This window comes from Thiohalomonas denitrificans, assembly GCF_900102855.1.
In the GTDB taxonomy this organism is placed as follows: domain Bacteria; phylum Pseudomonadota; class Gammaproteobacteria; order Thiohalomonadales; family Thiohalomonadaceae; genus Thiohalomonas; species Thiohalomonas denitrificans.
This window is the reverse complement of record NZ_FMWD01000001.1, coordinates 300,124-322,539: the sequence shown is the minus strand read 5'-3', so window position 1 is coordinate 322,539 and position 22,416 is coordinate 300,124. Positions and strand designations below refer to the sequence as shown.

Genomic DNA, 22,416 nt, shown 5'->3' with positions numbered 1-22,416 from the left:
ATCGCGACTTCCGTCATTATCGCGACTTCCGTCGCTCCTACAGGAGACGCGCGTTTTCCTTCGCCCCGTGTTCTCCGGTTTAAAAATCCCTCTGTGTCCTCTGTGGTTTACCCTTACAAAAGCCGAATTTTCTCAGGAGCCAGGTCTTGAAAAGCAGTCGAAGGCAAAACGTCGAACTCTCCAGCGAGGATGCGCTGCGTCTCAATGTCCTTATCGCCAATGCCGAGGCGGTACGCATCGATGAGGGCGCGATGACGGTTTATGGACTGAACGGTGAGCAGGAGATGAAAGTGCCGCTCAATCCCACCTGCCGCTCGGACAAGTATCTGACCTGTGTGCGTGAGACATTGGCGGCGGTGGTGTTGGACTCGCCGGGCGGGTACCCGGTATTTCTGCGCCGCTGGACGCGAATGGGACAGGTCGACAATGAACAGCTGGATCGCCTGCTCAAGATTGGTGAACCGGAGGCGGTGATGGCGGTGGTCTGCTCGCCGGGCCTCGATAACGAGTTGGCGCGCCGCGCCTGGTGGGTGGCTCCCTACTCGGAGCACGCCCGCCGGATGCTGGAGCGCCCGCAAATCGTCCGTAGCGAGATGGGCCGTATTCTGGCCGAGCATCTGGTCGAGCACCTGCCGTTCGAGACCGAGCACCGTGACATACTGGACACCGTGCGCCTGGTGCTTCAGCCCGATCTGCTGAGCGAGGAGCGGCGCCTTCGGCTCTGGGAGGCCGGACGTTCCAGAAAGACCTATCGCGTGGGCTTTCTCGAGGCTGTTCCGGATGACCTGCCGGAGCCCATGCAAGCACGCCACGATCTGGCAGCGGCACAGACGGCGCTGGGGCCTCTGGCCGAAGCCGGCAATCCCTATGCGGTCCTGCTTCTGAAACTGCTGGACAGCTCCGGACAGACCTTCCTGGCAGTCGCTCTGGATGCCCTGCGCCGGCCGGCGGATCAGGAGGTGGTCGGGGCCCTGCTCAATGCCATCGGCCGGTATCTGGCAGCGGCCAGACGCAACCCGGAGCAGTTGCGCGAAATCGAGACGGTTCAGGAGCAGGCGGAGTCGATGCTCAGCGAACCGGATGAGGAACTGGCGGCCGTTTTGGCGGCAGTTCCCGAACTACAGACAGAACTCCGCGCCATGCTCGAGCTGGCACACATCGATGAAGGGGTTGTGATTCCGGTGTTTGCCCTGAGCGATGCCATTGGAACCGTGATGCGCAAGAAGATCGAGCCGGTGACCACGCCGGTCAACCGGGCGGTCTCCATTCTGCGCGCCACTGGCTGACGGCTGCAAAGATGGCAAACGGTGGCATGGCGGTCGCGGCGCAGCGGATTTGTACAGCTCGGACGACGGGTCCGGGCGTGGGTATAAATATCCCGCATCGGCCCATTCAAACGGCTGTTTGGTCCCGAACGCGAGGGCGCGGCATAATTAGCTGTTAATTCGAAGAATTTGATAAAACAGACAAGGGAGTAACCTAATCATGCGGTTGATCCTTCTCGGTGCCCCGGGGGCAGGTAAGGGGACACAGGCTCAGTTCATTTGTGAAAAATACGATATCCCGCAGATCTCTACGGGCGACATGCTGCGTGCGCACGTCAAGTCCGGTACGGAGCTGGGTGTGGCCGCCAAGAAGATCATGGACGAGGGCGGCCTGGTCTCCGACGACATCATCATGGGCATGGTCAAGGAACGGGTCAAAGAGTCCGATTGCGCCAATGGCTACCTGTTTGATGGCTTCCCCCGCACCATTCCCCAGGCCGAAGCGATGCGGGAAGAGAATATCGGCGTCGACTACGTGGTGGAGATCGACGTCGCCGATGAGGAGATCATCAAGCGCATGGCCGGCAGGCGGGTACACCCCGGCTCCGGGCGCACCTATCACGTGATCTTCAATCCGCCCAAGGAGGAGGGCAAGGACGACGTCACTGGCGAGCCGCTCATCCAGCGCGACGACGACGCCGAGGAGACTGTCCGCAAGCGCCTGGATGTCTATCATTCTCAGACCAAGCCCCTGGTGAATTTCTACTCCACGTGGGCGGCAAGTGGCGAGACAAATGCGCCCAAGTACGTCAAGGTGGAGGGCACCGGCAAGAGCGTCGAGGAGAACCGGGATGCGGTGATGGCCGCGCTCTCTTGAGGGCTATCGTTCCGGAATGATAAAAAACAGGCCCTACGGGGCCTGTTTTTCGTTGCGGCGGCGCCGGTTCGTTCCATCGAACTTACGGGGCCGATGGCAGCGATGCGAGGTGTAATGAATCACCGGCAGATACGGCAGAGAATGGGGCGTTGATCAGCCACCTTCGAGCCGAACGGCGCCACTGATGAAGGATCGCCCGAACCGGGTTCAAGGCAGATCCCGGGATCCGGATATCGTCATCTTAGGCTCCTCGGTCGTGGCCGTCGTATTGCCGTGTTGCCCATATTCGGTTTTCTGTATTTCCACCTAACCCCTCCAGGCCGTATACTTGCGAGCCATGCTCGGTATCCTAGTAACTAACCTGGGCACGCCCGACGCCCCCACACCGAAGGCACTTCGCCGTTACCTCGCCGAATTCCTTTGGGATCGCCGGGTAGTGGACGTGCCGCGGCCGCTATGGTGGCTGATCCTCAACGGCTTTATCCTGCGTACGCGGCCCAGACGTTCTGCTGCGTCCTATCGGAAAGTGTGGACCGAAGAGGGGTCGCCGCTGATGGCCATCAGCCGACGCCAGACCGACAAGATACGGACGGAACTGTCAGCGCGCCTGCGCCGGGAGGTGCCCGTGGTTCTGGGCATGCGCTACGGGAACCCTTCCATTGCCAAGGCCCTGGAGGAACTGCACGGGCAGGGGGTGGACCGGCTTTTGGTGTTGCCGCTCTATCCGCAATACTCCGGCTCCACGACCGCCTCGACCCTGGATGCGATCGCCGCAGCGGTTCGCCGGCAACGGGATGTGCCCGGCCTGCGATTCATCCGGGATTACCACACCGATTCCGGTTATCTGGATGCCATGGCAGCATCCATCCTCGAGGCAAGAGAGGGGCGGCCTGCCGCGCAACGGCTACTTTTCTCCTTCCATGGCACGCCCCTGCGATTTCGCAGCGAAGGCGATCCCTACTATCAGCAGTGCCTGACAACGGCCAGGGGTATCGCTGAAAGGCTGGCGCTCAAGTCGGCGGAGTGGCAGGTGGTCTTCCAGTCCCGCTTCGGCCGTGAAGAGTGGCTACGGCCGTATGCCGACGAGACGCTGGTACGGCTCCCCGGGGAGGGGATCAAGAGCGTGGATGTGGTATGCCCGGGTTTCTCGGCGGACTGTCTGGAGACCCTGGAGGAGATTGCCGAAGAGAACCGCCATCTATTCCTGAGTGCGGGTGGCGAGTCCTACCACTATATCCCTGCCCTGAATGACCGAAGCGATCACATCAAGGCCCTGGCAGGCCTGATCGAACGTAACGTCTGCAGCTGGCTCGACTGAATACGGGTAAGGACAGCCACAGAGCACACACGACTGCATTCATGCAGTCGTGTGTGCTCTGTGGCAAAAGAAGTTTAGCGGCGCAGCCGCTACCCGAAGCAGATCGGCACCATATCCCGATAGTGGCTGACGAAGTGGGCGGTAATCCCTTCACGGATATGGTCTGGCAGCTCCTCGAAGTCGCCACGGTTGGGCTCTGGGAGGATGAGTTCCTTGATGCGGGAGCGCTTGGCGGCGATGACCTTTTCGCGGATACCGCCGACCGGAAAGACATTGCCGGTAAGGGTGAGCTCTCCCGTCATGGCGATAGGGCGCTTGACCTTCTGGCCGCGGGCGAGGGAGAGCAAAGCGGTGGCCATGGTGACGCCGGCACTGGGACCATCTTTGGGCGTAGCCCCCTCCGGAACGTGCAGATGCACGAAGGCTTCATCAAAGAAGGCCTGCCGTCCCTGAAACTCCTCCAGATGCGAGGCGACATAGCTGTAGGCGATCTCGGCAGATTCGCGCATCACTTCCCCGAGTTTTCCGGTCAGCTTGAAGCCCCGGTTCTTGCTGTGTACCAGGGTGGCCTCGATGCTTAATGTGGCACCACCCATGGCCGTCCATGCCAGCCCGGTGACCACACCCAGCCCGGTAAGTGGTTTCTCTCTCTGGAAAAGCGGTTTGCCCAAATACTTGTCGATATCCTTGCCGCTCACCCGGATCGGGCCCTTGTTGCCCTCCACCAGCTGCACGACCGATTTGCGGATGATCGCACCGAGCCGTTTCTCCAGGTTCCTTACCCCGGCTTCGCGGGAATAATCCTCGATGATCCGGCGCAGGGCGGCATCCGAGAGCTTGACCTTGCTCGGTTTGAGCCCCGCTTTCTCCAATTGCCGCGGCCACAGGTGGTGCTTGGCAATGGCCATTTTTTCTTCGGCGATATAGCCGGAGAGGCGAATGATCTCCATACGGTCCATCAGCGCCGCCGGGATGGTGTCAAGCTGGTTGGCTGTGCAGATGAACAGCACCTTGGAGAGGTCGAAACCCAGGTCCAGATAGTGGTCGAGGAAGTGGTGGTTCTGTTCCGGGTCGAGCACCTCCAGCAGTGCCGAAGCGGGATCGCCCTGATAGGAAGCGCCGATTTTATCGATCTCATCCAGCATGATGACCGGATTGGCGGTCCCTGCGTCCTTGATGGCCTGGACAAACTTGCCCGGCATGGCTCCGATATAGGTACGGCGGTGGCCCTTGATCTCGGCTTCGTCGCGCATCCCGCCCAGCGAGAAGCGGTAGAATTTTCGTCCGAGGGTATTGGCCACGGAGCGGCCGATGGAGGTCTTGCCGACACCGGGAGGCCCGACCAATAGTAGTATCGAGCCGGAGACTTCGCCTTTCAGCGAACCGACCGCGAGGAACTCGATGATGCGATCCTTGACGTCCTCCAGACCATCGTGGTCCGCATCGAGAATCCGCCGTGCCCGTTTCAGATTCAGCTTATCCTCCGAGCAGACGCCCCAGGGCAGGGCGGTGATCCAGTCGAGATAGTTGCGGGTGACCGTATACTCCGGCGAACCTGATTCCAGCACCGAGAGCTTCTGCAACTCATCCTCCAGGCGTTTTTCGGCTTGCTCCGGAAGTTCCAGCTTTTCCGTGCGCCCCTTGAAGCGTTCGATATCTGCGGTGCGATCATCCTTCTCCAGACCCAGTTCCTTCTGGATCTCCTTGAGCTGTTCTCGCAGAAAGAATTTGCGCTGCTGTTCGGTCATCCGCTCCTCGACCCGCTCGCGGATATGGCTCTGGAGCTTGGCGACCTCCAGCTCCTTTTTGAGCAGTACCATCACCTTCTGCATGCGGGGAATGACCGCGAAGGTCTCCAGAACCTCCTGCAGGTCTTCCTTGTCGGCGGTGGTCAGTCCGGCGGCGAAGTCCGTCAGTGGTGACGGTTCGTTAGGCCCGAAGCGGTTGAGAAAGTACTTGAGTTCCTCGCTGTAAAGCGGATTGAGCGGAAGCAACTCCTTGATGGTGTTGATGATGGCCATCCCGTAGGCCTTCACCTCGTCCGTTTTACCGAGTTTCTCCTCCCGTGGATACTCCACCTGGACGACAAACGGGGGTGTTTTGGAGAGCCATTTGACGATGCGAAAGCGACGGGTACCTTCGGCGATAAATTGCAGTTTGCCATCGGAGCGTGCCGGATGGTGGAGGCGCACCGCACTGCCGACCCGATGGAAATCGTCCGGTTTCATCTTCTCCGGATCGGCACCCGGTTTAAGCAGGGCAAGAGCGGCCATGTGGTGGGTGGTTTCGCCGATTTTTTCGACGGTTTCCAGCCAAAGCTCCTCCTCCATGAGCACCGGGAAGGTCTGTGCCGGGAAAAAGGGCCGCTCCGAAAGCGGCAACAGGTGGAGCGTATGGGGCAGTACGTTGGCGGAAAGGGCGAGCTCCGAAGAGGTGCCGGCGCCTCCTTCCTCATCAATATATTCGGCATCGAGTGGCTCTTTGTCCGTCATGAAGCGACCTCGTTTTTGTCCACTGGCGATTGTAGAACCCGTCCTTAACGGGCGCTTGCTGTACCCACTACATTGTGTCGAAACCAACCGATTGCAACGCTTCGGGGGATGCTTTCGAATAAGCCAAACATAGTTGCAGAGAGGAAATTCGACACCGGGAGGGGGATGCAGCGTCGATGAGAAAGGGTGTCTGCAGCCGCAGGACAGCCACTCCTGAAGCACTTAACGATTTATCCCCTTGAATTTCGAACCACGGGGCGCACGGGGGAGAAAAAAACCGAACAACCTATTTTACCCCGTGGTCCCCGTGTACCCCGTGGTTACCAGTTCTTCATTGATTCGGGCCCGCGCAGCAGGGGGATACGGCTCGCGACATCGAGAGAAGAAAGGCCGTCGTTTCATAACAACGGCCTTTTGCACGAATTACATGAACGCGGCAAAGGGCTCGACGGTCACCTCATCGCCGGCCTCCACATCGCCTGATTCGGCCGGCAGGACAATGAAGCAGTTGGCCCGACTCACGGAACTGAGTACGTGGGAGCCCTGCATGCCTGTACCGCGGACGACCAGATTGCCGCTGGCATCGGACTCCAGTATGCCGCGCTGGAAATCCTCCCGGCCGGGTCGCTTTTTGAGCTTTTCGGTCGTGTGCGCCTTTACCCGCAATCTTCCGGTATCGCTGCTTCCCGTCAGGTGCAGCAGACTGGGCTGGACCACCTGGTAGAAGGTGGCCACGGCGGAGACGGGATTGCCCGGCAGGCCGAAGAAGGCGGCATTGCCGAGTCGACCGAACGCAAGCGGCTTGCCGGGCTTCATGGCGATGCGCCAGAAATCCACCTCGCCGAGCTTGTCGAGTGTGGATTTGACGAAATCAGCCTCGCCCACCGAAACCCCGCCCGATGTGATGACGACATCGGCAACTTCTGCAGCGCTGGTGAAGGCCTGCTCGATGGCATTCGGGTCATCGCGGACAACGCCCATATCGAGTACATCGACATCCATCCGGCGCAGCATGGCAGCGACGGTATAGCGATTGCTGTCGTAGATCTCGCCTTCGCCCAAACTTTGACCGAGCGGCACCAGCTCGTCACCAGTGGAGAAGATGGCGACCCGCAGCCGGCGGTTGACCCGCACTTCGGCAATCCCCAGGGAGGCGAGCAAACCGACATCCGAGGGTGTGATTCGGCGGCCGGTGGAGAGCACCACGGTGTTGCGGGCGATATCCTCTCCGGGGTGACGGACGTTTTCGCCGCTGCGGTGTCCCGCCTCGAAATAGACGTCTTCACCTTCCCGGCGCGCCTTCTCCTGCATGATGACGGTATCGGTACCCTCGGGAACCACGGCACCGGTCATGATCCGGACCGCTTCATTCGGGCCGACGCTGCCGGCGTAGGGCGCGCCCGCCAATGCGGTTCCCGCCACCCGGAAGCGCTTCTCTCCCGATTCGGGGAGTGCACTGCCCGCCACGGCATACCCGTCCATGGCCGAGTTGCGGTGGCCGGGGACATCGATGGGGGAAAGGATATCCTCGTGCAGGAACCGTCCCAGTGCCTCGGCAAGGGTCACTTGCGCGTAGCCCGCAACGGGCTTCAGCGCAGCCCGGATCTTTTCCAGTGCCTCATCCAGGGGCAGTAGCCCGGAACCTTGTGAACTCATGCAGTAACCTCGTATGGCGGTTGGGTTTGCGGCCATTATGCCCAATCCCCTCGTGCGGCTAAACCGTGTTATGCCTCGCCGGAGGAGATAACCCATTGGTGAACGAAATCGGTGATGGCATCCGGTTGGTTGAGATCCAGCACCGACAGAGAACGAGTGGTGGCTATCGCTGCAGGCCGGTCGGTGGCCACAGCGATGATGGCGTCATCGTCCGGGTAGAGTCTCGGCTTGCCCAGGGATTCGCGCCTGATTTCGATTTTCGGGAAGGCCTCGTGCTTGAATCCCTCCACCAGGATGAGATCCAGGCGGTCGTGGTCGAGCTGACGAAGCAGGCTGTCCAGATCGGGCTCGGGTAGTTCCCCGTGCTCTGAAATCAGGGCCCAACGTTTCCGGGAGGCCACCAGCGTCTGGCTCGCCCCTGCCTTGCGCAGGCGATAGCTGTCCTTGCCCGGAATATCGATATCGAAATCATGGTGGGCATGCTTGATGAGTGCCACTTCCAGTCCGCGCTTACGCAGGAGTGGGATGAGTTGCTCCAGAAGCGTCGTCTTGCCGGTGCCGCTGAACGCGATAAAGCCGAGGACGGGTGTCGGCGAAAGGTCCTTCATCGGTTGTCTTTCAACTCCCTTTCCAGTTGCTGCAGTTGTTCGGGGGTGTTGATGTTATCAAATGCGCGATCTGCTTCCGGATACTCGGCCAAGGCGCGGTGATGGGCTTCCTGCCAACTCTGGACGCGGCGACCTCCGGCATCGATATAGTCGCGCAGGTCCGCTTCCAGGCGGCGTGAAACCAGCATGAAGGCGGCCTGGATACGACCGCTTGCCTGCACCGTGCAGATCTCTGCGTCCGCTTCCATGGTAGCCGAGATCATGCGTGCCGCGAGATCCTGTGGCAGTCGCGGAGTGTCGCAGGGCAGGGTCAGGACCCATTCCGAGTCGGTTACCGCAAAACCGGCCAGCAGGCCGGCGAGGGGGCCGGGCCAGTCGGGAGCCGCATCCGCGAACACCGGGTAACCGAAGCGGCTATAGTGTTCGTGGTTTCGGTTGGCACTGATTACGATTTCGCCCACCTGGGGACGAATGCGCTCTATGACGTGTGCGATCAGCGGACGTCCGGCCAGCGGCAGCAGCCCTTTGTCCTGGCCGCCCATACGCTGTCCGCGGCCTCCGGCCAGGATGATGGCGGTGATGTTTTCGGCAGTCGGGGGCATATGGGAACAATGATGGATGATTACCGTAGGCCGAAAGAATATAGGGAGTCAGCAGTGAGCGGAAGTCGCGGACCCGAGAGGCCGAGTGTGAAGATCATTGATCGAGAGGTCGAGTTCGAGGGTTTTTTCCGCCTGGAGCGCTATCGGCTGCGTCACCGCCTGTTTGACGGAAGTATGAGCCCGGTTATCGAGCGGGAACTGTTCGAGCGCGGACACGCCGCGGCCCTGCTGCCCTACGACCCGGTGCGGGACACGGTTGTTCTTCTGGAACAGTTCCGCATCGGCGCCCTCTATATGCCCGGAGGTCCGTGGCTGGTGGAGGCGGTGGCCGGCATCATTGAGCCCGGCGAATCGGCCGAGGATGTGGTGCGGCGGGAGTCGCAGGAAGAGGCGGGCTGCACCGTGACCGATTTGGAGCCGATCTGTCGCTATCTCGTCAGCCCGGGCGGCACCTCGGAGACATTGACCCTGTTCTGTGGCCGCGTGGACAGCCGGAACCTGGGCGGTATCCATGGGCTGGAGAGCGAGAATGAAGATATCCGGGTGAGCGTGGTGCCGTTCGAACAGGTCCTTGCCTTGCTGGAAGAAGGCGTCATCAACTCCGCCGGTCCCATTATTGCCCTGCAGTGGCTGCGACTGAACCGGCAGCGATTACAGCGCCTCTGGTGTGCAGCGCCTTGATTTCCACTCCCCACTCGCCATTCCCCATTCCCCATTCCCCATTCCCCATTCCCCATTCCCCATTCCCCACTACCCACTACCCACAAGCCCTTCAATCCCCTCCTGCCCGCACTTGTGGCCCGCCAGCCTTGCCGCTGCAACCAGTGATGACTGCAGCGATTGTTCCCGAAGCCGGGCATCGATCATTCCGGCATTGAAGACGTCACCGGCGCCGAGGGTATCCACCACCCGGGGAGGTACGAAGGCGGGCGTGGCCACCGGCTGACCCCGCCGGGTCAATCCGCAGGCGCCTTGTTCGCCCCAGGCGCAGACGAGATCGGATTCCGGTGCCTCATTGCGGATGCTGTCGAGGAAAGACTCCGCGGAGTCCGCCCCTCGGCTTTCCGCAAAGGTGCGCGAGAACAGCAGTAGATCAACGTGGTGGAAAAGCGCGTCGATTCCCGGTCGGTGCTTCTCCACCTCCAGCGAACAGCGCAGTTCCGGGCGTTCGGCCTTTACCCGTTGCAGCATTCGTTTTACCGCCTCCGGATTGCGGCCTTCGAAGTGAACCCACTCCAGCTCCTGCAGGTCGATGCGCGCAAAGTGCTTGAATGCGTACTCCGGCAGGTCGCGGTAGTGGACGATGGTGCGCGAGCCGGTTCTCTTGTTGAGAATCACGTAGGAGGTCGGCACTTTGCCTTGGGAGATGGTGGCGGCGGCAGCGGTATCGACGTGGTGGCGTTCGAAATCATCCAGAATGGGCCGGGCGTCCCGTTCATCGGCCAGTGTGCCTGCCCACCGGCAGCGGTGTCCGAGCTGGCTGAGCACCACCAGGCTATTGGCCGTATTGCCCCCGCGATAGACGCGCTGGGCCTCGGCGCGGACCTCGTCGTCCTCGGCCGGGTAGCCGTCGACGATGTTGATGATGTCCAGGGTGGCGTTTCCCACTCCCAGGATGTTTGCCATTGCCTTATCCTGCTGATTCGGGGGTTTCGATACCATGCTGGCCCAAGGCCCATTCCACATGCTCCCGTACCAGGGGCGAGCAAGCCTCGCGCCGGGCCTGCAAGGCCTCGATGATGGCCGGTTCCGCAGGTGCATTACCGAGCGCCACGGCGATGTTGCGCAGCCAGCGTTCGTGCCCGAGTCGGCGAATCGCCGAACCTTCGGTGCGCTGCAGAAAGCGGGCTTCATCCCAGGCAAACAGCTCCACCAGCGAAGTGCTGTCGAGTTCGTGGCGTGGCTCAAAATCACCCTCGGCCGTATTCGCGGTGAAGCGGTTCCAGGGGCAGCACAGCTGGCAGTCATCGCAGCCGTAGATGCGGTTGCCGATGAGCGGGCGCAACTCTTCGGGGATCGAGCCGTGCAGTTCTATCGTGAGATAGGAGATGCAGAGCCGGGCATCGACCACATAGGGGGCGACAATGGCCCGGGTGGGGCAGGCGTCGATGCACGCCCGGCAGGAGCCGCAGTGTGGCTCGGTTGCGGTGTCGATCGGCAGTGGCAGATCCACATAGATCTCGCCGAGAAAGAACCACGAACCCTCACGGTGCAGCAGATTGGAGTGCTTGCCCACCCAGCCAAGCCCGGCCTTCTCGGCCAGCGGTTTCTCCAGTACCGGCGCGCTGTCGACGAACACGCGGTGGCCGAACGGACCCACTGCCGCCTCGATACGCTTGGCCAGATTGGCCAGCCGTTTGCGCATCAGTTTGTGGTAGTCGCGGCCCAGTGCATAACGGGAGATATAGCCCTGGCGTGAATCCGCGAGTACGGCATCGGCATCGGCCGCCCCTGCGGGTCGATAGTCCATTCGCACGCTGATGACCCGACAGGTACCCTCCACCAGCTCCGGGGGACGTGAACGTCGGGTGCCGTGGCGGGCCATGTACTCCATCTCGCCGTGAAAACCCGCCTTGAGCCAATCGAGGAAGCGCCGTTCCGCAGCAGAGAGATCGATGTCCGTAATGCCGACCGCCTGAAAGCCCAGTTCCCGGCCCCAGCTGCGAATGTGCCGGGCGAGGTCGTTCGGCTCCAGGTTCTGCCGGTCCATGTTATATGAGATTGCCATAGTCGCTATGATAACGGTTATGACCGAATTACCGCTGGAACTTTATCGAGCAGAACAGGTTCGCGAGTTGGACCGCATTGCCATCGAGGAGTGCGGAATCAGTGCCCTCACCCTGATGAACCGTGCCGGCAGGGCGGCATTCGACGGGTTGCGCCTGCTCTGGCCCGCCGCCAATCGGCTGGCCGTGCTCTGTGGCCCCGGCAATAACGGCGGTGACGGCTATGTGGTGGCGCGGCTTGCCCGTGAGGCCGGTCTGGAGCCGATGGTCCTGAAAATAGCCGGCGTTCGCGAGCCGGGCGGTAGTGCCGCACAGGCCCGGGAAGCCGCCCTCGCTGCCGGCGTTCCGGAAGCGATCTGTTCGCCAACGATGCTGGTGGGTCAGGATTTGCTGGTCGATGGGTTGCTGGGAACCGGGTTGAGCGGAGAGGTGGCGGGGGATTTTCGGCAGGCCATCGAGGCATTGAATGCTGCACCGGCGCCGGCTTATTCCCTGGATATCCCTTCCGGGCTGGGGGCCGATACCGGAACGGTACTCGGTGCCGCCGTGAAGGCCGAGGCGACCATTACCTTTATTGGCCTCAAACAGGGTCTTCTGACCGGCGACGGCCCCGAGCAGTGTGGCAAGTTGCGGTTCGATGCCCTCGATGTCCCAGTTTCGGTTTACGCCTCTATCGAACCTTCGGCCCGACGTATCGGCGCCGGGGCGTTGATCGCTGCTCTCAAGCCACGTTCCCGTAACGCCCACAAGGGATACTTTGGTCATGTACTGGTGGTTGGGGGCAACCGGGGCATGGCCGGAGCGGCGCGCATGGCGGCCGAGGCAGCGGGCCGGGTCGGTGCCGGGTTGGTCAGCATCGCCACGCGGCGGGAGCATGCCGCCTGGATCAGCGCCGTGTATCCGGAGGCCATGGCCCACGGTGTGGAACCGGGACCGGAGCTGTCGCCTCTGCTGGAGCGGGCTTCCGTCATCGCCATCGGTCCGGGGCTTGGCCGGGACGCCTGGGGGCGGCAGATGCTGGCGCGGGTGCTGGAAACCCGAAAGCCTCTGGTGGTGGATGCCGATGCCCTTAATGCCCTCGCTGCCGAGCCGGTAGCCAGGGGCCGATGGGTACTTACCCCGCATCCGGGAGAGGCCGGCCGGTTGTTGAACAACGCAGCCGGCGAGGTGCAGGCGGACCGCTTCGAGGCGGTCCGCAACCTTCAGCAGCGTTATGGCGGAGTGGTGGTGCTCAAGGGCAGCGGGACCCTGGTGGCGGATGAAAACAGCTCGATCTCGCTCTGCAGCGCCGGTAACCCCGGCATGGCATCGGGCGGAATGGGTGATCTGCTGACCGGTGTGATCGCCGGCCTTCTGGCGCAGGGGTGTTCACTGGCGGAAGCGGCCCGGGTGGGAGTGTACCTGCATGCGATGGCGGGCGATCGGGCCGCGGCCGAAGCGGGCGAGCGCGGCCTGCTGGCCACGGACCTCATCCCGCAACTGCGAAGGTTGGTGAATCCATGAGTGAGCAAAACGTGAGTGAATACTCCGTCGCGTCAGGGGATGCAATGATGACGTTCGGGGAGCGTCTGGCCAGGTGTTCGCCTGCACCGCTGACCGTCTACCTGTATGGCGAGCTGGGGGCGGGAAAGACCACGCTGGTGCGCGGCTTTCTGGGCGGGCTGCAATTTACCGGGGCCGTCAAGAGCCCGACCTACACACTGGTTGAACCCTATCCAACCGAACCGCCGGTCTATCATTTCGATCTCTACCGCCTCGGCGATCCCGAAGAGCTGGAGTTTCTCGGAATCCGTGACTATTTCGAGGGCGACACGGTGCGTTTGATCGAATGGCCTGAGCGGGGCGCGGGTGTATTGCCGGCGCCTGACGTGGAAATACTCATTGAATACGCCGGGACGGGACGTCACCTGACGTTGCGGGCCTATACGGAGGCTGCGCGGCGATTGATCACCTGTTTGAACTACCAGTAAGCAGCAGGGGTGAGGCTCCCGTCACAATGGTTCGGGGTTATTCATATTGATTTTTTGTACCTTTCATTCTAAGTTAGCATCATAAGCTCATGAAGAAATCGAAGAAGACTTCCTAAGTCGTTAGTTAACAAGAAAAATCATTGTTAGGTGCCGGGTGCTTTCGAATGGAATGACAGCGACCTGACACCGGGAGACGGGAGATGCGCTGGTTCAAAGTGCTATGCACGTTTGTTCTGCTGCTGTTCGGTACCTCAGGCTTCGCCCAGGAACGGATAGATGGATTGCGAGCGTGGCCGGCACCCGATCACACCCGCCTTGTTTTCGATCTGAGCGGTCCGGTAAAGCATAAACTCTTCACCCTCTCCAACCCCGAGCGGGTGGTCATCGATATCGAAGACGCCGCCTTGACCACTTCCCTGAAAGACAGAGATTTCGGAAAGTTGCTGAAAGGCATTCGCTCCGGCATCCGTAACGAAACCGATTTGCGTGTCGTCCTGGATCTGGATGAAGAGACGCGGCCCAAGAGTTTCGCACTGAGCCCGAATGACCAGTACGGACATCGGCTGGTGATCGACCTGGAAAAATCCGGGGGATCATCGCCTGTGCGGCGATTGAATCAGGTAGCCCGTGCGCGAGAAGTGCTGGTGGCCATCGATGCCGGTCATGGCGGCGAGGACCCGGGGGCCTCGGGGCCTAGCGGGGTTCGGGAAAAGAGCGTGGTTCTGGCGATTGCCCGCAAACTGGCCAGTCTGATCAACAAAGAACCGGGAATGCGGGCAATTCTGACCCGGGATGGCGATTACTATCTCAGTCTGCTCAAGCGGGTGGAAAAGGCGCGGCAGGCCAATGCTGACCTGTTTGTTTCCATCCATGCCGATGCCTTCCGGGATTCGCGCGTGAAGGGTGCTTCGGTTTTCATACTCTCCAATAACGGCGCTTCGAGTGAACACGCCCGACTACTCGCCCATAAAGAGAACTCGTCGGACCTTATCGGTGGTGTCAGCCTCGACGGCAAGGATAATCTACTTGCCTCCGTGCTCCTCGATCTGTCGCAGACCGCGAGTAATGAAGCTAGCTATCACGTCGCTGAACAGGTTCTCCGTGACATCAAACAGGTCGGAAAGATCCACAAGCGCAAGGTGGAGCGTGCGGCGTTTCGGGTTCTGAAGGCTCCCGATATTCCCTCCCTGCTGATAGAAACTGCCTTCATTTCCAACCCTTCCGATGAGCGTGCACTGGTCTCGCCGGATCATCAGTATAAAATGGCGCGAGCCATTAAAAACGGTATTCACAACTATTTTCAGCAGTATCCTCCGCCCGGCACGCTAATGGCCGAACGCCAGACTCATGTGATCGCCCGTGGCGATACGCTGTCCGAGATCGCCCGTCAGTATCGTGTCAGTGCCGATGCCATCCGCAGCTTCAACGGCCTCAGCAACAACACCATCCGTGTCGGACAGGTTTTGCAGATCCCTGGTGGTGGATAACGCTCAGTGGCGAGTGGCGAGTGGCGAGTGGCGAGTAGCGAGTAGCTAGTAGCTAGTAGCCCGGTCCATGCGGGGCTCTGATTGCCACACTACTTCCGGCATCGACCACTAGGCTGTTGCGATCAACTGCTTCGTTACCCGCTACTGTGTTCGATTGGCTTGTAGCAATTGCTGAAACGTCCGGTTAACCTAGGTCCGCATGGACGCCGCGCCGCGACGCATTCGACTTCTCTCCTCTCAGCTTGCCAACCAGATCGCCGCCGGCGAGGTGGTGGAACGCCCCGCGTCCGTACTCAAGGAGTTGCTGGAAAACAGCATTGATGCCGGTGCCGACCGCATCGAGGTCGAGGTCGAGAAGGGGGGCATAGGGCTGATCCGTGTGCGCGACAATGGCGCCGGTATTCACCACGAGGACTTGGCCCTGGCCGTTAGCCCCCACGCCACCAGCAAGGTATTCCACCAGAATGACCTTACCCGTCTGGTCTCCCTCGGTTTTCGTGGTGAGGCGCTGGCCAGTATTGCTTCCGTATCGCGGCTCTCGATCACTACCCGGCGCGAGGCGGATGAGCAGGGCTGGCGGGTAGAGGGCTCCGCCGGTGAAGTGACACCGGCCGCGCATCCGCCGGGCACCACGGTTGAGGTTCGGGACCTGTTTTTCAATACGCCGGGACGACGGAAATTCCTCCGCTCCGAGTCGACCGAATGGGGCCATCTGGAACAGGTGTTCCGGCGCCTGGCATTGAGCCGGTTCGAGGTGGGATTTTCGTTGATGCACAACCGCCGGCGGATCCTGCAAGTGCGCAGTGCCGCGGCATCGGACGCCCTGGAGCGACGGATTGGCGAGGTCACGGGGCGCGCCTTTCTGAAAACATCCGCAGTTGTGGACTTTTCCGCGGCTGGCCTGCGCCTGTGGGGGCGGGTCGCGGGACCCGAAGCGGCCCGTAGTCAGGCCGACCTGCAGTATTTCTATGTGAACCACCGACTGGTGCGGGACCGGCTGATCGGCCACGCATTGCGACAGGCCCACCGGGATATCCTTCCGGAGGGGCGCCATCCCGGCTATGTGCTGTTTCTCGAGCTGGACCCGACGCAGGTGGACGTCAACGTCCATCCGACCAAGCATGAGGTGCGGTTCCGTGAGGCGAGGCTTATCCATGATTTTCTTTACCGGGCGGTCCGCGATGCACTCGAACCGGACCTGTCGACACTAATACCTCGTGTGGAGCAGCCTGCCGGCCAGCCGAGGCCCTATCCGAAAACCGAATTGCGCCCCGTCTCCGAAACCGCCGTTCGCGAATCGGTCGCTGGTTACGCAAGGTTGGCCGGGCCCGGGGCTGTTTCACGGCCGACACACACTACGCCAATATCGAAGCGGACTTTGGGAAGATTGGTCGACGTTCTGATGGAAAACTACCTGCTGACAGAGCACGTGGACGGTCCGCGTCTGATTGATGGCGGGGCTGCCCGGGAGGCGCTGGCATATCATCGGCTCCAGGCTGCGTGGTCCGAGGGCGCAATTCGCCCCCAGCCGCTGCTGGTACCCGAGTCGCTGGAGGTGGAGCGAGGGGCGATTGCCAGGCTGGAACGGAATTCGGAACGGCTTTCCCGTCTCGGCTTCGAACTTTCACCGATTGGCGAGACGACGCTGATGATTCGGCAGCAACCGGCGCCGTTGCGCCGTGTGCAACCGGTTCCGCTGGCCCGGGCGCTGCTTGCGGATCTGGAAACCGCCGGCGAGGCTGCGCTGTTACGGAATCTGGCCCGGTGTGCCGGCACCGCTCATCGTCGAAGAATGGATCGCGCAGCAGCAGAGGAGCTGTTGGCGGAACTGGAGCCGCTCGCCGAAAAACTGTCGGGATGCTGGACCCGTCTGACTCCTGCAGTGCTCGCCCGTCTGTTCGAGGCGGGTCAGGTCTAACTGACGTTTCACTCACCGCAAAGGGGCGAAAAACTGTTTTCATGGTATTTTCCCGTTGATCTCTATGCGTTCCTTGCGCCTTTGGGGTGATCCTTGTTGCAATATCGGACCTAACTCTGCCAGTAATGTCCAATCTCTATACCCGACCTGCTGCCATTTTCCTCATGGGACCCACCGCCTCCGGCAAGACGGAGCTGGCAGTCGAACTCTCTGAGCGGCTTCCGGTGGAGGTCATCAGCGTCGATTCGGCCCTGGTCTACAGGGAGATGGATATCGGTACGGCCAAACCCGACCCGGAAACACTGGCACAGGTGCCGCACCGGCTGATCGATTTCCTCGACCCGGCCGAGAGTTATTCGGCCGCGCGCTTTCGGGAAGATGCCCTGCGGGAGATGGAGGAGATCCGGGCTGCCGGACGCATTCCGCTGCTGGTGGGGGGTACCATGCTCTACTTCCGCACCCTGGAGCAGGGAATTGCACCGCTGCCCGTCGCAGATGCAGAATTGCGACGACGCCTGAGTGACGAGGCGGGCGAGATTGGCTGGGACGAGATGCACCGACGCCTGGCGGCACTCGACCCGGAATCCGCCAGACGGATTCATCCGAACGACCCGCAGCGGCTGCAGCGGGCACTGGAGGTCTACTATTTGAGCGGCCGTCCGATGAGTGCATTGTGGCGGGAGGCTGAGGCTTCGGCGCTGCCCTTTGCTCCGGTGAAACTGGCGATTGCGCCGGCGGACCGGGTGGTGCTGCGGGAGCGTATCGCGCTGCGACTGCAGCAGATGGTCCAGGCAGGATTCATCGAGGAGGTCGAGCGTCTTTACCGTCGCGGCGATCTGACGCCGGAGCACCCCTCTATTCGTTGCGTAGGCTATCGTCAGATCTGGAACTATCTGGCAGGTGAGTGGGATTTCGACACGGCTGTCGAGCGGGCGATTATCGCTACCCGACAGCTCGCAAAACGGCAATTTACCTGGCTTCGCAAGGAAAAAGGGCTACGCTGGCTGGAATCGGGGGACCCCAATCGGTTGGAGGAGGCCTTGAAAACCCTGGATCACGGGCCCATTGCCTAGGGTAGGATGGCCGGATCGTCTTTACAGGGCGAGTGAAATGCTATGATAACTACCGTACGTCACTAAATAGATAACCGGGAGACTGTCCGAGAATAGACTGACCTACTGCGGCCAAGCTTGATTGGCCAGATTTCCCGCTCATTTTCGTTAAATAGAACCACTATTCGCCTCAAATGATCGAAAAATCTGACTCAATCAGTCTTGCCCTCGTGACGGTCGCTATTCTCGGACAGTCTCCTAACAAAATACTTCCGTGATGAGCCATCACCTTTTGAAAGCGCGTCTTGCGCCAAGAATAATGAGAGGAGAACTCCAATGAGCAAAGGGCAAGCGCTGCAGGATCCTTTTCTGAATGCCCTGCGCAAAGAACGGATTCCGGTTTCCATTTATCTGGTCAACGGCATCAAACTGCAGGGGCAGATCGAATCTTTCGATCAGTTCGTGGTCCTACTGAAGAATGCCGTAAACCAGATGGTTTACAAACATGCTATTTCCACTATCGTGCCTGCACGCAGCGTCAAGGTGAGCTTTGCACCACCACCGAATTCTTCCTCACCGGATGAGCCATCGCCCGGGAATTTCTAACCAAATGCCTGTCTGCATGGACAGCGCGGGAGGCCGCCTTGTTTGAACGTCCTACTGGCGGCGAACGCGCTGTCCTTGTGCATTTGGATCTGCAGCCCGAGAGCGAACGTGAAGACCTGGAGGAGTTTGAGGAGCTGGCCGTTTCGGCCGGCGCCCAGCCCGTCGCCGTCGTGACGGGTTCCAGACGCCAACCCGAACCGAGGTATTTTGTCGGAAGCGGCAAGGCCGAGGAAATCCGCGAACGGACAGAGCAGGAGGAGGCCGATATTGTTTTGGTCAATCATCCGCTCTCACCTTCCCAGGAACGAAATCTGGAGCGTCTGGTCCAATGCCGTGTGTTGGATCGGACCGGTCTGATTCTGGATATCTTCGCCCAGCGTGCCCGCTCTCACGAAGGTAAATTGCAGGTGGAACTGGCGCAGTTGCAGCACCTCTCCACCCGCCTGGTGCGGGGTTGGAGCCATCTGGAACGCCAGAAGGGCGGCATTGGGTTGCGAGGTCCCGGCGAGACACAGCTGGAATCGGATCGGCGAATGCTGGGCGAACGCATCAAGTCCCTGCACCGGCGCCTGGAGAAGGTACGCCGGCAGCGTGAACAGAGTCGCCGTGGACGTCGGCGTGCCGAAATTCCTACGGTTTCGCTGGTCGGATACACCAATGCCGGTAAATCGACGCTTTTCAACAGGCTGACCACCGACACGGTCTATGCAGCGGATCAGCTGTTCGCGACCCTGGATCCGACGCTACGCAGGCTGCCGCTGCCCGGTGGCGATGCGGTGGTACTGGCCGATACCGTGGGATTCATTCGTCACTTGCCCCACGACCTTGTCGAGGCGTTTCGATCGACGCTGCAGGAGACGCGTGATGCGGACTTGCTGCTGCACGTAATCGATGCCTCGGATGATGATCGGCAGGCCAAGGCCGAGCAGGTCAACGAGGTACTGGCGGAAATAGGTGCCGACAAGGTGCCGCAGATTGAGGTTTACAACAAGATCGACCTGCTGCCGGAGAGCCGGCCCCGCGTCACGAGCGACGCTGAGGGCCAAGTACGCCGGGTCTACCTCTCGGCAGCCGACGGCGCAGGCATGGACGGCATGCTGGAGGCGCTTGATGAGCATTTTCGGCATTACCGGGAGCGGTGTTCCCTGCGCATCCCGCCCGAAGGGGGCCGATTGCGCGCGCGGCTCTACGAAGCGGGTGCCGTACGCGAAGAGTCTGTCGACAACAGCAGTGGTGACTGGTTGCTGGAAGTGGAAATCGAGCCGCAGGTCCTCGAGTCCCTGCGCAAGCAGGATGAGTTTGCAGCCCTGTTGCCATTAGCCTAGCCGCTGTACCATCAGCGCCTGCCAGCGTGTGTAGAGAGTTGAAAGGAACATGTTGCTGAAGATTATTGTCAAGTTCGAAGGGCTGCTAGAATTTGCAGCCGATTTGAAGTGCTTTCTTAGCCGGAGTTTTTTGCCAGAGTGCGTAAAAAATTCCGGTGCTAACACGCAATATGCGATTGGAGTGTCTTAATGGCCTGGAATGAACCGGGTGGCTCCGGCGGGCGAGATCCGTGGGGCGGCCGTAACAATGATCAAGGACCACCTGACCTGGACGAGGTTGTTCGCAAACTGCAGAGCAGATTCAAGGGTCTGTTCGGTGGCCGCGGTGCCAGCGGCGGCGGAAGCGGTGCTTCCGGTGGCGGAATGGGAGCAGCCGGGATCGGAGTAGTGCTGGTCCTGGCCCTGGTGGTCTGGGCGGTATCGGGTTTCTACATCGTCGAGGAGGGTAAGCGCGCCGTCGTCTTGCGCTTCGGTGATTATCAGGCGACGACCGGACCGGGCCTGCACTGGTATCCACGTTTCATCGACAAGATGGAGCGTGTCGATGTGGACTCCATCCGTAGTATCGAACTCGGCTACCGGGCCGATGAAGCGCTGATGCTCACCCAGGACGAGAACATTATCGATATCAAGTTCGCTGTCCAGTACCGGGTAGGTGATCCGAAGGACTATCTGTTCAACGTTCGCGACCCGGACGAGACACTGCGCCAGTCCCTGGAGAGTGCCGTTCGCGAGATCGTGGGCAAGAGCAAGATGGACTTCATCATTACCGGCGGCCGTAGCGAAATCGTCGTGCGGGCCCAGACACTGCTTCAGGAGATCCTGGATACCTATGGGGCCGGTCTGATTGTCACGACGCTCAACATGCAGGATGCCCAGGCTCCGGAACAGGTACAGGATGCCTTTGCCGATGCGGTCAAGGCTCGTGAGGATGAGGTGCGCCTGAAAAATGAGGCAGAAGCCTATTCCAACGATATCCTGCCACGGGCTCGCGGTGGCGCTGCCCGCATCATTGAGGAGGCGAATGCCTACCGCGAGCAGGTGATTGCGAGAGCCGAGGGTGAAACCGCGCGCTTTACCAATGTATTGGCCGAATACACCAAGGCACCGGAAGTGATGCGGAAACGTCTCTATCTGGATACGATGGAATCGGTGCTGTCCAACAGTAGCAAGATCATGATCGATTCGAAGGACAGTAATAACCTGATGTATCTGCCGATCGACAAGATGATGCAGCGCGGTATTACTGCGGGCGCCCAGAACTCGCCCGAGTCTGGCGACAATCTGGCCCGCACTTTCGGAAGTCGGGACGATTCGGGCTCGCAGCCTGCGTCCAACGTCCGAGATAACCTGCGTAGTAGGGAGGTGCGCCGATGAGCACTAAAATGACTGTATCCCTGATACTCGTTGCCGTAGTCGCGTGGTTGCTCTCCATGTCGATGTTCACCGTCGACGAACGGGAGAAGGCCGTGAAGTTCCGGCTCGGTGAGTTCCAGGATGCAACCTATGAACCGGGGCTGCACTTCAAGATCCCGTTTATCAATAACGTACGCAAGTTCGAAGACCGGATCATGACGCTGGACTCCGAACCGGAACGCTATCTGACTTTTGAGAAGAAGAACGTCATCGTCGACGCCTTCATCAAGTGGCGTATCGACGATGTCTCCAGCTTCTACAAGACCACGGGCGGTGATGAGCGCCAGGCCGGTTTGCGCCTCTCGCAGGTGATCAAGGATGGGCTGCGGGCCGAATTCGGCAAGCGCACCATGCAGGAGGCAATCTCGGGTGAGCGTTCGGAAATCATGAACGTGATTGCCGGGAGGATTAAGAAGGATGTCGCCCATTTCGGTATCGACGTGGTGGACGTGCGCATCAAACGCATCGAATTGCCCGCCGAAGTCAGCGATTCGGTGTACCAGCGTATGCGCGCCGAGCGAAGCCGCGTAGCCAAGGACCTGCGCTCCCGGGGTGCCGAGGCCGCCGAACGTATCCGTGCCGATGCCGATCGTCAGCGGACGGTCATTCTGGCCGAGGCGTATCGTGATGCCGAGCGCACCCGGGGCCAGGGTGACGCCACGGCAGCCAATATCTTTGCCCAGGCCTTCGGCCAGGACGAAGAATTCTATGGCCTGTACCGGAGCCTCGACGCCTACCGCAACGTATTCAATTCGAAAAACGACATGCTGGTGCTCGATCCGGACTCTGAGTTCTTCCGTTATTTCAAACAGGCGATCGGCTCCGAACGCGCTCGCTGATAAGAAGCAAGGACCGGCCGGGCGACCCGTGAGGGCCGTCCGGCCATTTATTTGACGGTCGGGGGAGTCGATGTGGTTTGACCTTGGGGTCGCTGTCTCTTTGGTGTTGGTGCTGGAAGGTCTGCTACCGACACTCTCTCCCGGCTATTTTCGGCAGTTGATGGTTTCGGTCGCCCAAATGGATGACCGTGCAATTCGCGTCTCGGGGTTGATCAGCATGATCCTCGGGGCGATGCTGCTTTATTGGCTGAGGCATTGA

General features: G+C 60.6%; 19 protein-coding genes and 1 pseudogene. 14 read left to right on the top strand and 6 right to left on the bottom strand.

Annotation, left to right across the window (positions count from 1 at the left end):
• The first annotated feature begins 146 nt into the window (after nucleotides 1-146).
• The 3 genes and pseudogenes from BLP65_RS01410 to hemH form a co-directional block, all read left to right on the top strand.
• Nucleotides 147-1,286: a hypothetical protein gene (locus BLP65_RS01410; protein ID WP_092991843.1), complete on the top strand. Its 1,140-nt coding sequence runs from the start codon at nucleotides 147-149 to the stop codon at nucleotides 1,284-1,286.
• Between the two features lie 199 nt (nucleotides 1,287-1,485).
• Nucleotides 1,486-2,142, top strand: coding sequence for an adenylate kinase (gene adk, locus BLP65_RS01405; protein ID WP_092991841.1), 657 nt, complete (start codon nucleotides 1,486-1,488; stop codon nucleotides 2,140-2,142).
• A gap of 337 nt (nucleotides 2,143-2,479) precedes the next feature.
• Nucleotides 2,480-3,451, top strand: a pseudogene (gene hemH / locus BLP65_RS01400) (ferrochelatase); the annotation flags it as partial.
• A gap of 98 nt (nucleotides 3,452-3,549) precedes the next feature.
• On the opposite strand, the gene lon reads toward hemH, so the two are convergent.
• From lon to mobA, 4 genes are all read right to left on the bottom strand, one after another.
• The gene (lon, locus tag BLP65_RS01395) at nucleotides 3,550-5,952 is read right to left on the bottom strand and encodes an endopeptidase La (RefSeq protein WP_092991837.1); all 2,403 of its coding nucleotides are present in this window, start codon (nucleotides 5,950-5,952) and stop codon (nucleotides 3,550-3,552) included.
• 423 nt (nucleotides 5,953-6,375) lie between these two features.
• Nucleotides 6,376-7,608: a molybdopterin molybdotransferase MoeA gene (gene moeA / locus BLP65_RS01390; RefSeq protein ID WP_092991835.1), complete on the bottom strand. Its 1,233-nt coding sequence runs from the start codon at nucleotides 7,606-7,608 to the stop codon at nucleotides 6,376-6,378.
• Between the two features lie 68 nt (nucleotides 7,609-7,676).
• Entirely contained in the window at nucleotides 7,677-8,216 is a 540-nt protein-coding gene (gene mobB, locus BLP65_RS01385; RefSeq protein WP_092991833.1) for a molybdopterin-guanine dinucleotide biosynthesis protein MobB, read from the bottom strand.
• Nucleotides 8,213-8,818 (bottom strand): molybdenum cofactor guanylyltransferase MobA, encoded by a 606-nt coding sequence (gene mobA / locus BLP65_RS01380; protein WP_092991831.1) that lies wholly within the window; start codon nucleotides 8,816-8,818, stop codon nucleotides 8,213-8,215. Before mobA ends, mobB begins: the two co-directional genes overlap by 4 nt.
• Nucleotides 8,819-8,830: 12 nt before the next feature.
• Between mobA and nudF the strand changes: the two genes are divergently transcribed.
• Nucleotides 8,831-9,499 carry an ADP-ribose diphosphatase gene (nudF, locus tag BLP65_RS01375; protein ID WP_092992303.1) on the top strand — a complete coding sequence of 223 codons (669 nt, stop codon included), beginning with the start codon at nucleotides 8,831-8,833 and terminating at the stop codon, nucleotides 9,497-9,499.
• Nucleotides 9,500-9,568: 69 nt separating this feature from the next.
• On the opposite strand, the gene BLP65_RS01370 is transcribed toward nudF, so the two are convergent.
• Complete coding sequence (locus tag BLP65_RS01370; RefSeq protein WP_092991830.1) at nucleotides 9,569-10,444, bottom strand: PfkB family carbohydrate kinase; 876 nt, start codon at nucleotides 10,442-10,444, stop codon at nucleotides 9,569-9,571.
• A gap of 4 nt (nucleotides 10,445-10,448) precedes the next feature.
• Nucleotides 10,449-11,546, bottom strand: coding sequence for a tRNA epoxyqueuosine(34) reductase QueG (gene queG / locus BLP65_RS01365; protein WP_245688195.1), 1,098 nt, complete (start codon nucleotides 11,544-11,546; stop codon nucleotides 10,449-10,451).
• Nucleotides 11,547-11,565: 19 nt separating this feature from the next.
• On the opposite strand from queG, the gene BLP65_RS01360 reads away from it, so the two are divergent.
• From BLP65_RS01360 to BLP65_RS01315, 10 genes are all read left to right on the top strand, one after another.
• On the top strand, nucleotides 11,566-13,047 hold the full coding sequence (locus tag BLP65_RS01360; RefSeq protein ID WP_092992301.1) for an NAD(P)H-hydrate dehydratase: 1,482 nt from the start codon (nucleotides 11,566-11,568) through the stop codon (nucleotides 13,045-13,047).
• A complete protein-coding gene (gene tsaE, locus BLP65_RS01355) occupies nucleotides 13,044-13,514 on the top strand; it encodes a tRNA (adenosine(37)-N6)-threonylcarbamoyltransferase complex ATPase subunit type 1 TsaE (protein ID WP_092991827.1) in 471 nt (156 codons plus the stop codon). Before BLP65_RS01360 ends, tsaE begins: the two co-directional genes overlap by 4 nt.
• A 200-nt stretch (nucleotides 13,515-13,714) precedes the next feature.
• The gene (locus tag BLP65_RS01350) at nucleotides 13,715-15,001 is read left to right on the top strand and encodes an N-acetylmuramoyl-L-alanine amidase (RefSeq protein WP_092991825.1); all 1,287 of its coding nucleotides are present in this window, start codon (nucleotides 13,715-13,717) and stop codon (nucleotides 14,999-15,001) included.
• A gap of 199 nt (nucleotides 15,002-15,200) precedes the next feature.
• The gene (mutL, locus tag BLP65_RS01345) at nucleotides 15,201-16,919 is read left to right on the top strand and encodes a DNA mismatch repair endonuclease MutL (RefSeq protein ID WP_092991823.1); all 1,719 of its coding nucleotides are present in this window, start codon (nucleotides 15,201-15,203) and stop codon (nucleotides 16,917-16,919) included.
• Nucleotides 16,920-17,044: 125 nt separating this feature from the next.
• On the top strand, nucleotides 17,045-17,992 hold the full coding sequence (gene miaA / locus BLP65_RS01340; RefSeq protein WP_092991821.1) for a tRNA (adenosine(37)-N6)-dimethylallyltransferase MiaA: 948 nt from the start codon (nucleotides 17,045-17,047) through the stop codon (nucleotides 17,990-17,992).
• Nucleotides 17,993-18,307: 315 nt separating this feature from the next.
• Nucleotides 18,308-18,577, top strand: a complete 270-nt coding sequence (gene hfq, locus BLP65_RS01335) for an RNA chaperone Hfq (protein ID WP_092991819.1) — start codon at nucleotides 18,308-18,310, stop codon at nucleotides 18,575-18,577.
• A 38-nt stretch (nucleotides 18,578-18,615) separates the two neighbouring features.
• Nucleotides 18,616-19,902 (top strand): ribosome rescue GTPase HflX, encoded by a 1,287-nt coding sequence (gene hflX, locus BLP65_RS01330; RefSeq protein WP_092991817.1) that lies wholly within the window; start codon nucleotides 18,616-18,618, stop codon nucleotides 19,900-19,902.
• 189 nt (nucleotides 19,903-20,091) lie between these two features.
• Nucleotides 20,092-21,279: an FtsH protease activity modulator HflK gene (hflK, locus tag BLP65_RS01325; RefSeq protein ID WP_092991815.1), complete on the top strand. Its 1,188-nt coding sequence runs from the start codon at nucleotides 20,092-20,094 to the stop codon at nucleotides 21,277-21,279.
• Nucleotides 21,276-22,157 (top strand): protease modulator HflC, encoded by an 882-nt coding sequence (gene hflC, locus BLP65_RS01320; protein WP_245688194.1) that lies wholly within the window; start codon nucleotides 21,276-21,278, stop codon nucleotides 22,155-22,157. The genes hflK and hflC overlap by 4 nt, the downstream gene beginning before the upstream one ends.
• 70 nt (nucleotides 22,158-22,227) lie before the next feature.
• Nucleotides 22,228-22,416, top strand: a complete 189-nt coding sequence (locus BLP65_RS01315; protein WP_092991813.1) for a DUF2065 domain-containing protein — start codon at nucleotides 22,228-22,230, stop codon at nucleotides 22,414-22,416.

Coding starts and splice junctions, on each gene's coding strand:
- adk (WP_092991841.1), top strand. CDS start 1,486: ATGCGGTTGATCCTTCTCGGTGCCCCGGGGGCAGGTAAGGGGACACAG.
- lon (WP_092991837.1), bottom strand. CDS start 5,952: ATGACGGACAAAGAGCCACTCGATGCCGAATATATTGATGAGGAAGGA.
- moeA (WP_092991835.1), bottom strand. CDS start 7,608: ATGAGTTCACAAGGTTCCGGGCTACTGCCCCTGGATGAGGCACTGGAA.
- mobB (WP_092991833.1), bottom strand. CDS start 8,216: ATGAAGGACCTTTCGCCGACACCCGTCCTCGGCTTTATCGCGTTCAGC.
- mobA (WP_092991831.1), bottom strand. CDS start 8,818: ATGCCCCCGACTGCCGAAAACATCACCGCCATCATCCTGGCCGGAGGC.
- nudF (WP_092992303.1), top strand. CDS start 8,831: ATGGATGATTACCGTAGGCCGAAAGAATATAGGGAGTCAGCAGTGAGC.
- BLP65_RS01370 (WP_092991830.1), bottom strand. CDS start 10,444: ATGGCAAACATCCTGGGAGTGGGAAACGCCACCCTGGACATCATCAAC.
- queG (WP_245688195.1), bottom strand. CDS start 11,546: ATGGCAATCTCATATAACATGGACCGGCAGAACCTGGAGCCGAACGAC.
- BLP65_RS01360 (WP_092992301.1), top strand. CDS start 11,566: ATGACCGAATTACCGCTGGAACTTTATCGAGCAGAACAGGTTCGCGAG.
- tsaE (WP_092991827.1), top strand. CDS start 13,044: ATGAGTGAGCAAAACGTGAGTGAATACTCCGTCGCGTCAGGGGATGCA.
- BLP65_RS01350 (WP_092991825.1), top strand. CDS start 13,715: ATGCGCTGGTTCAAAGTGCTATGCACGTTTGTTCTGCTGCTGTTCGGT.
- mutL (WP_092991823.1), top strand. CDS start 15,201: ATGGACGCCGCGCCGCGACGCATTCGACTTCTCTCCTCTCAGCTTGCC.
- miaA (WP_092991821.1), top strand. CDS start 17,045: ATGTCCAATCTCTATACCCGACCTGCTGCCATTTTCCTCATGGGACCC.
- hfq (WP_092991819.1), top strand. CDS start 18,308: ATGAGCAAAGGGCAAGCGCTGCAGGATCCTTTTCTGAATGCCCTGCGC.
- hflK (WP_092991815.1), top strand. CDS start 20,092: ATGGCCTGGAATGAACCGGGTGGCTCCGGCGGGCGAGATCCGTGGGGC.
- hflC (WP_245688194.1), top strand. CDS start 21,276: ATGAGCACTAAAATGACTGTATCCCTGATACTCGTTGCCGTAGTCGCG.
- BLP65_RS01315 (WP_092991813.1), top strand. CDS start 22,228: ATGTGGTTTGACCTTGGGGTCGCTGTCTCTTTGGTGTTGGTGCTGGAA.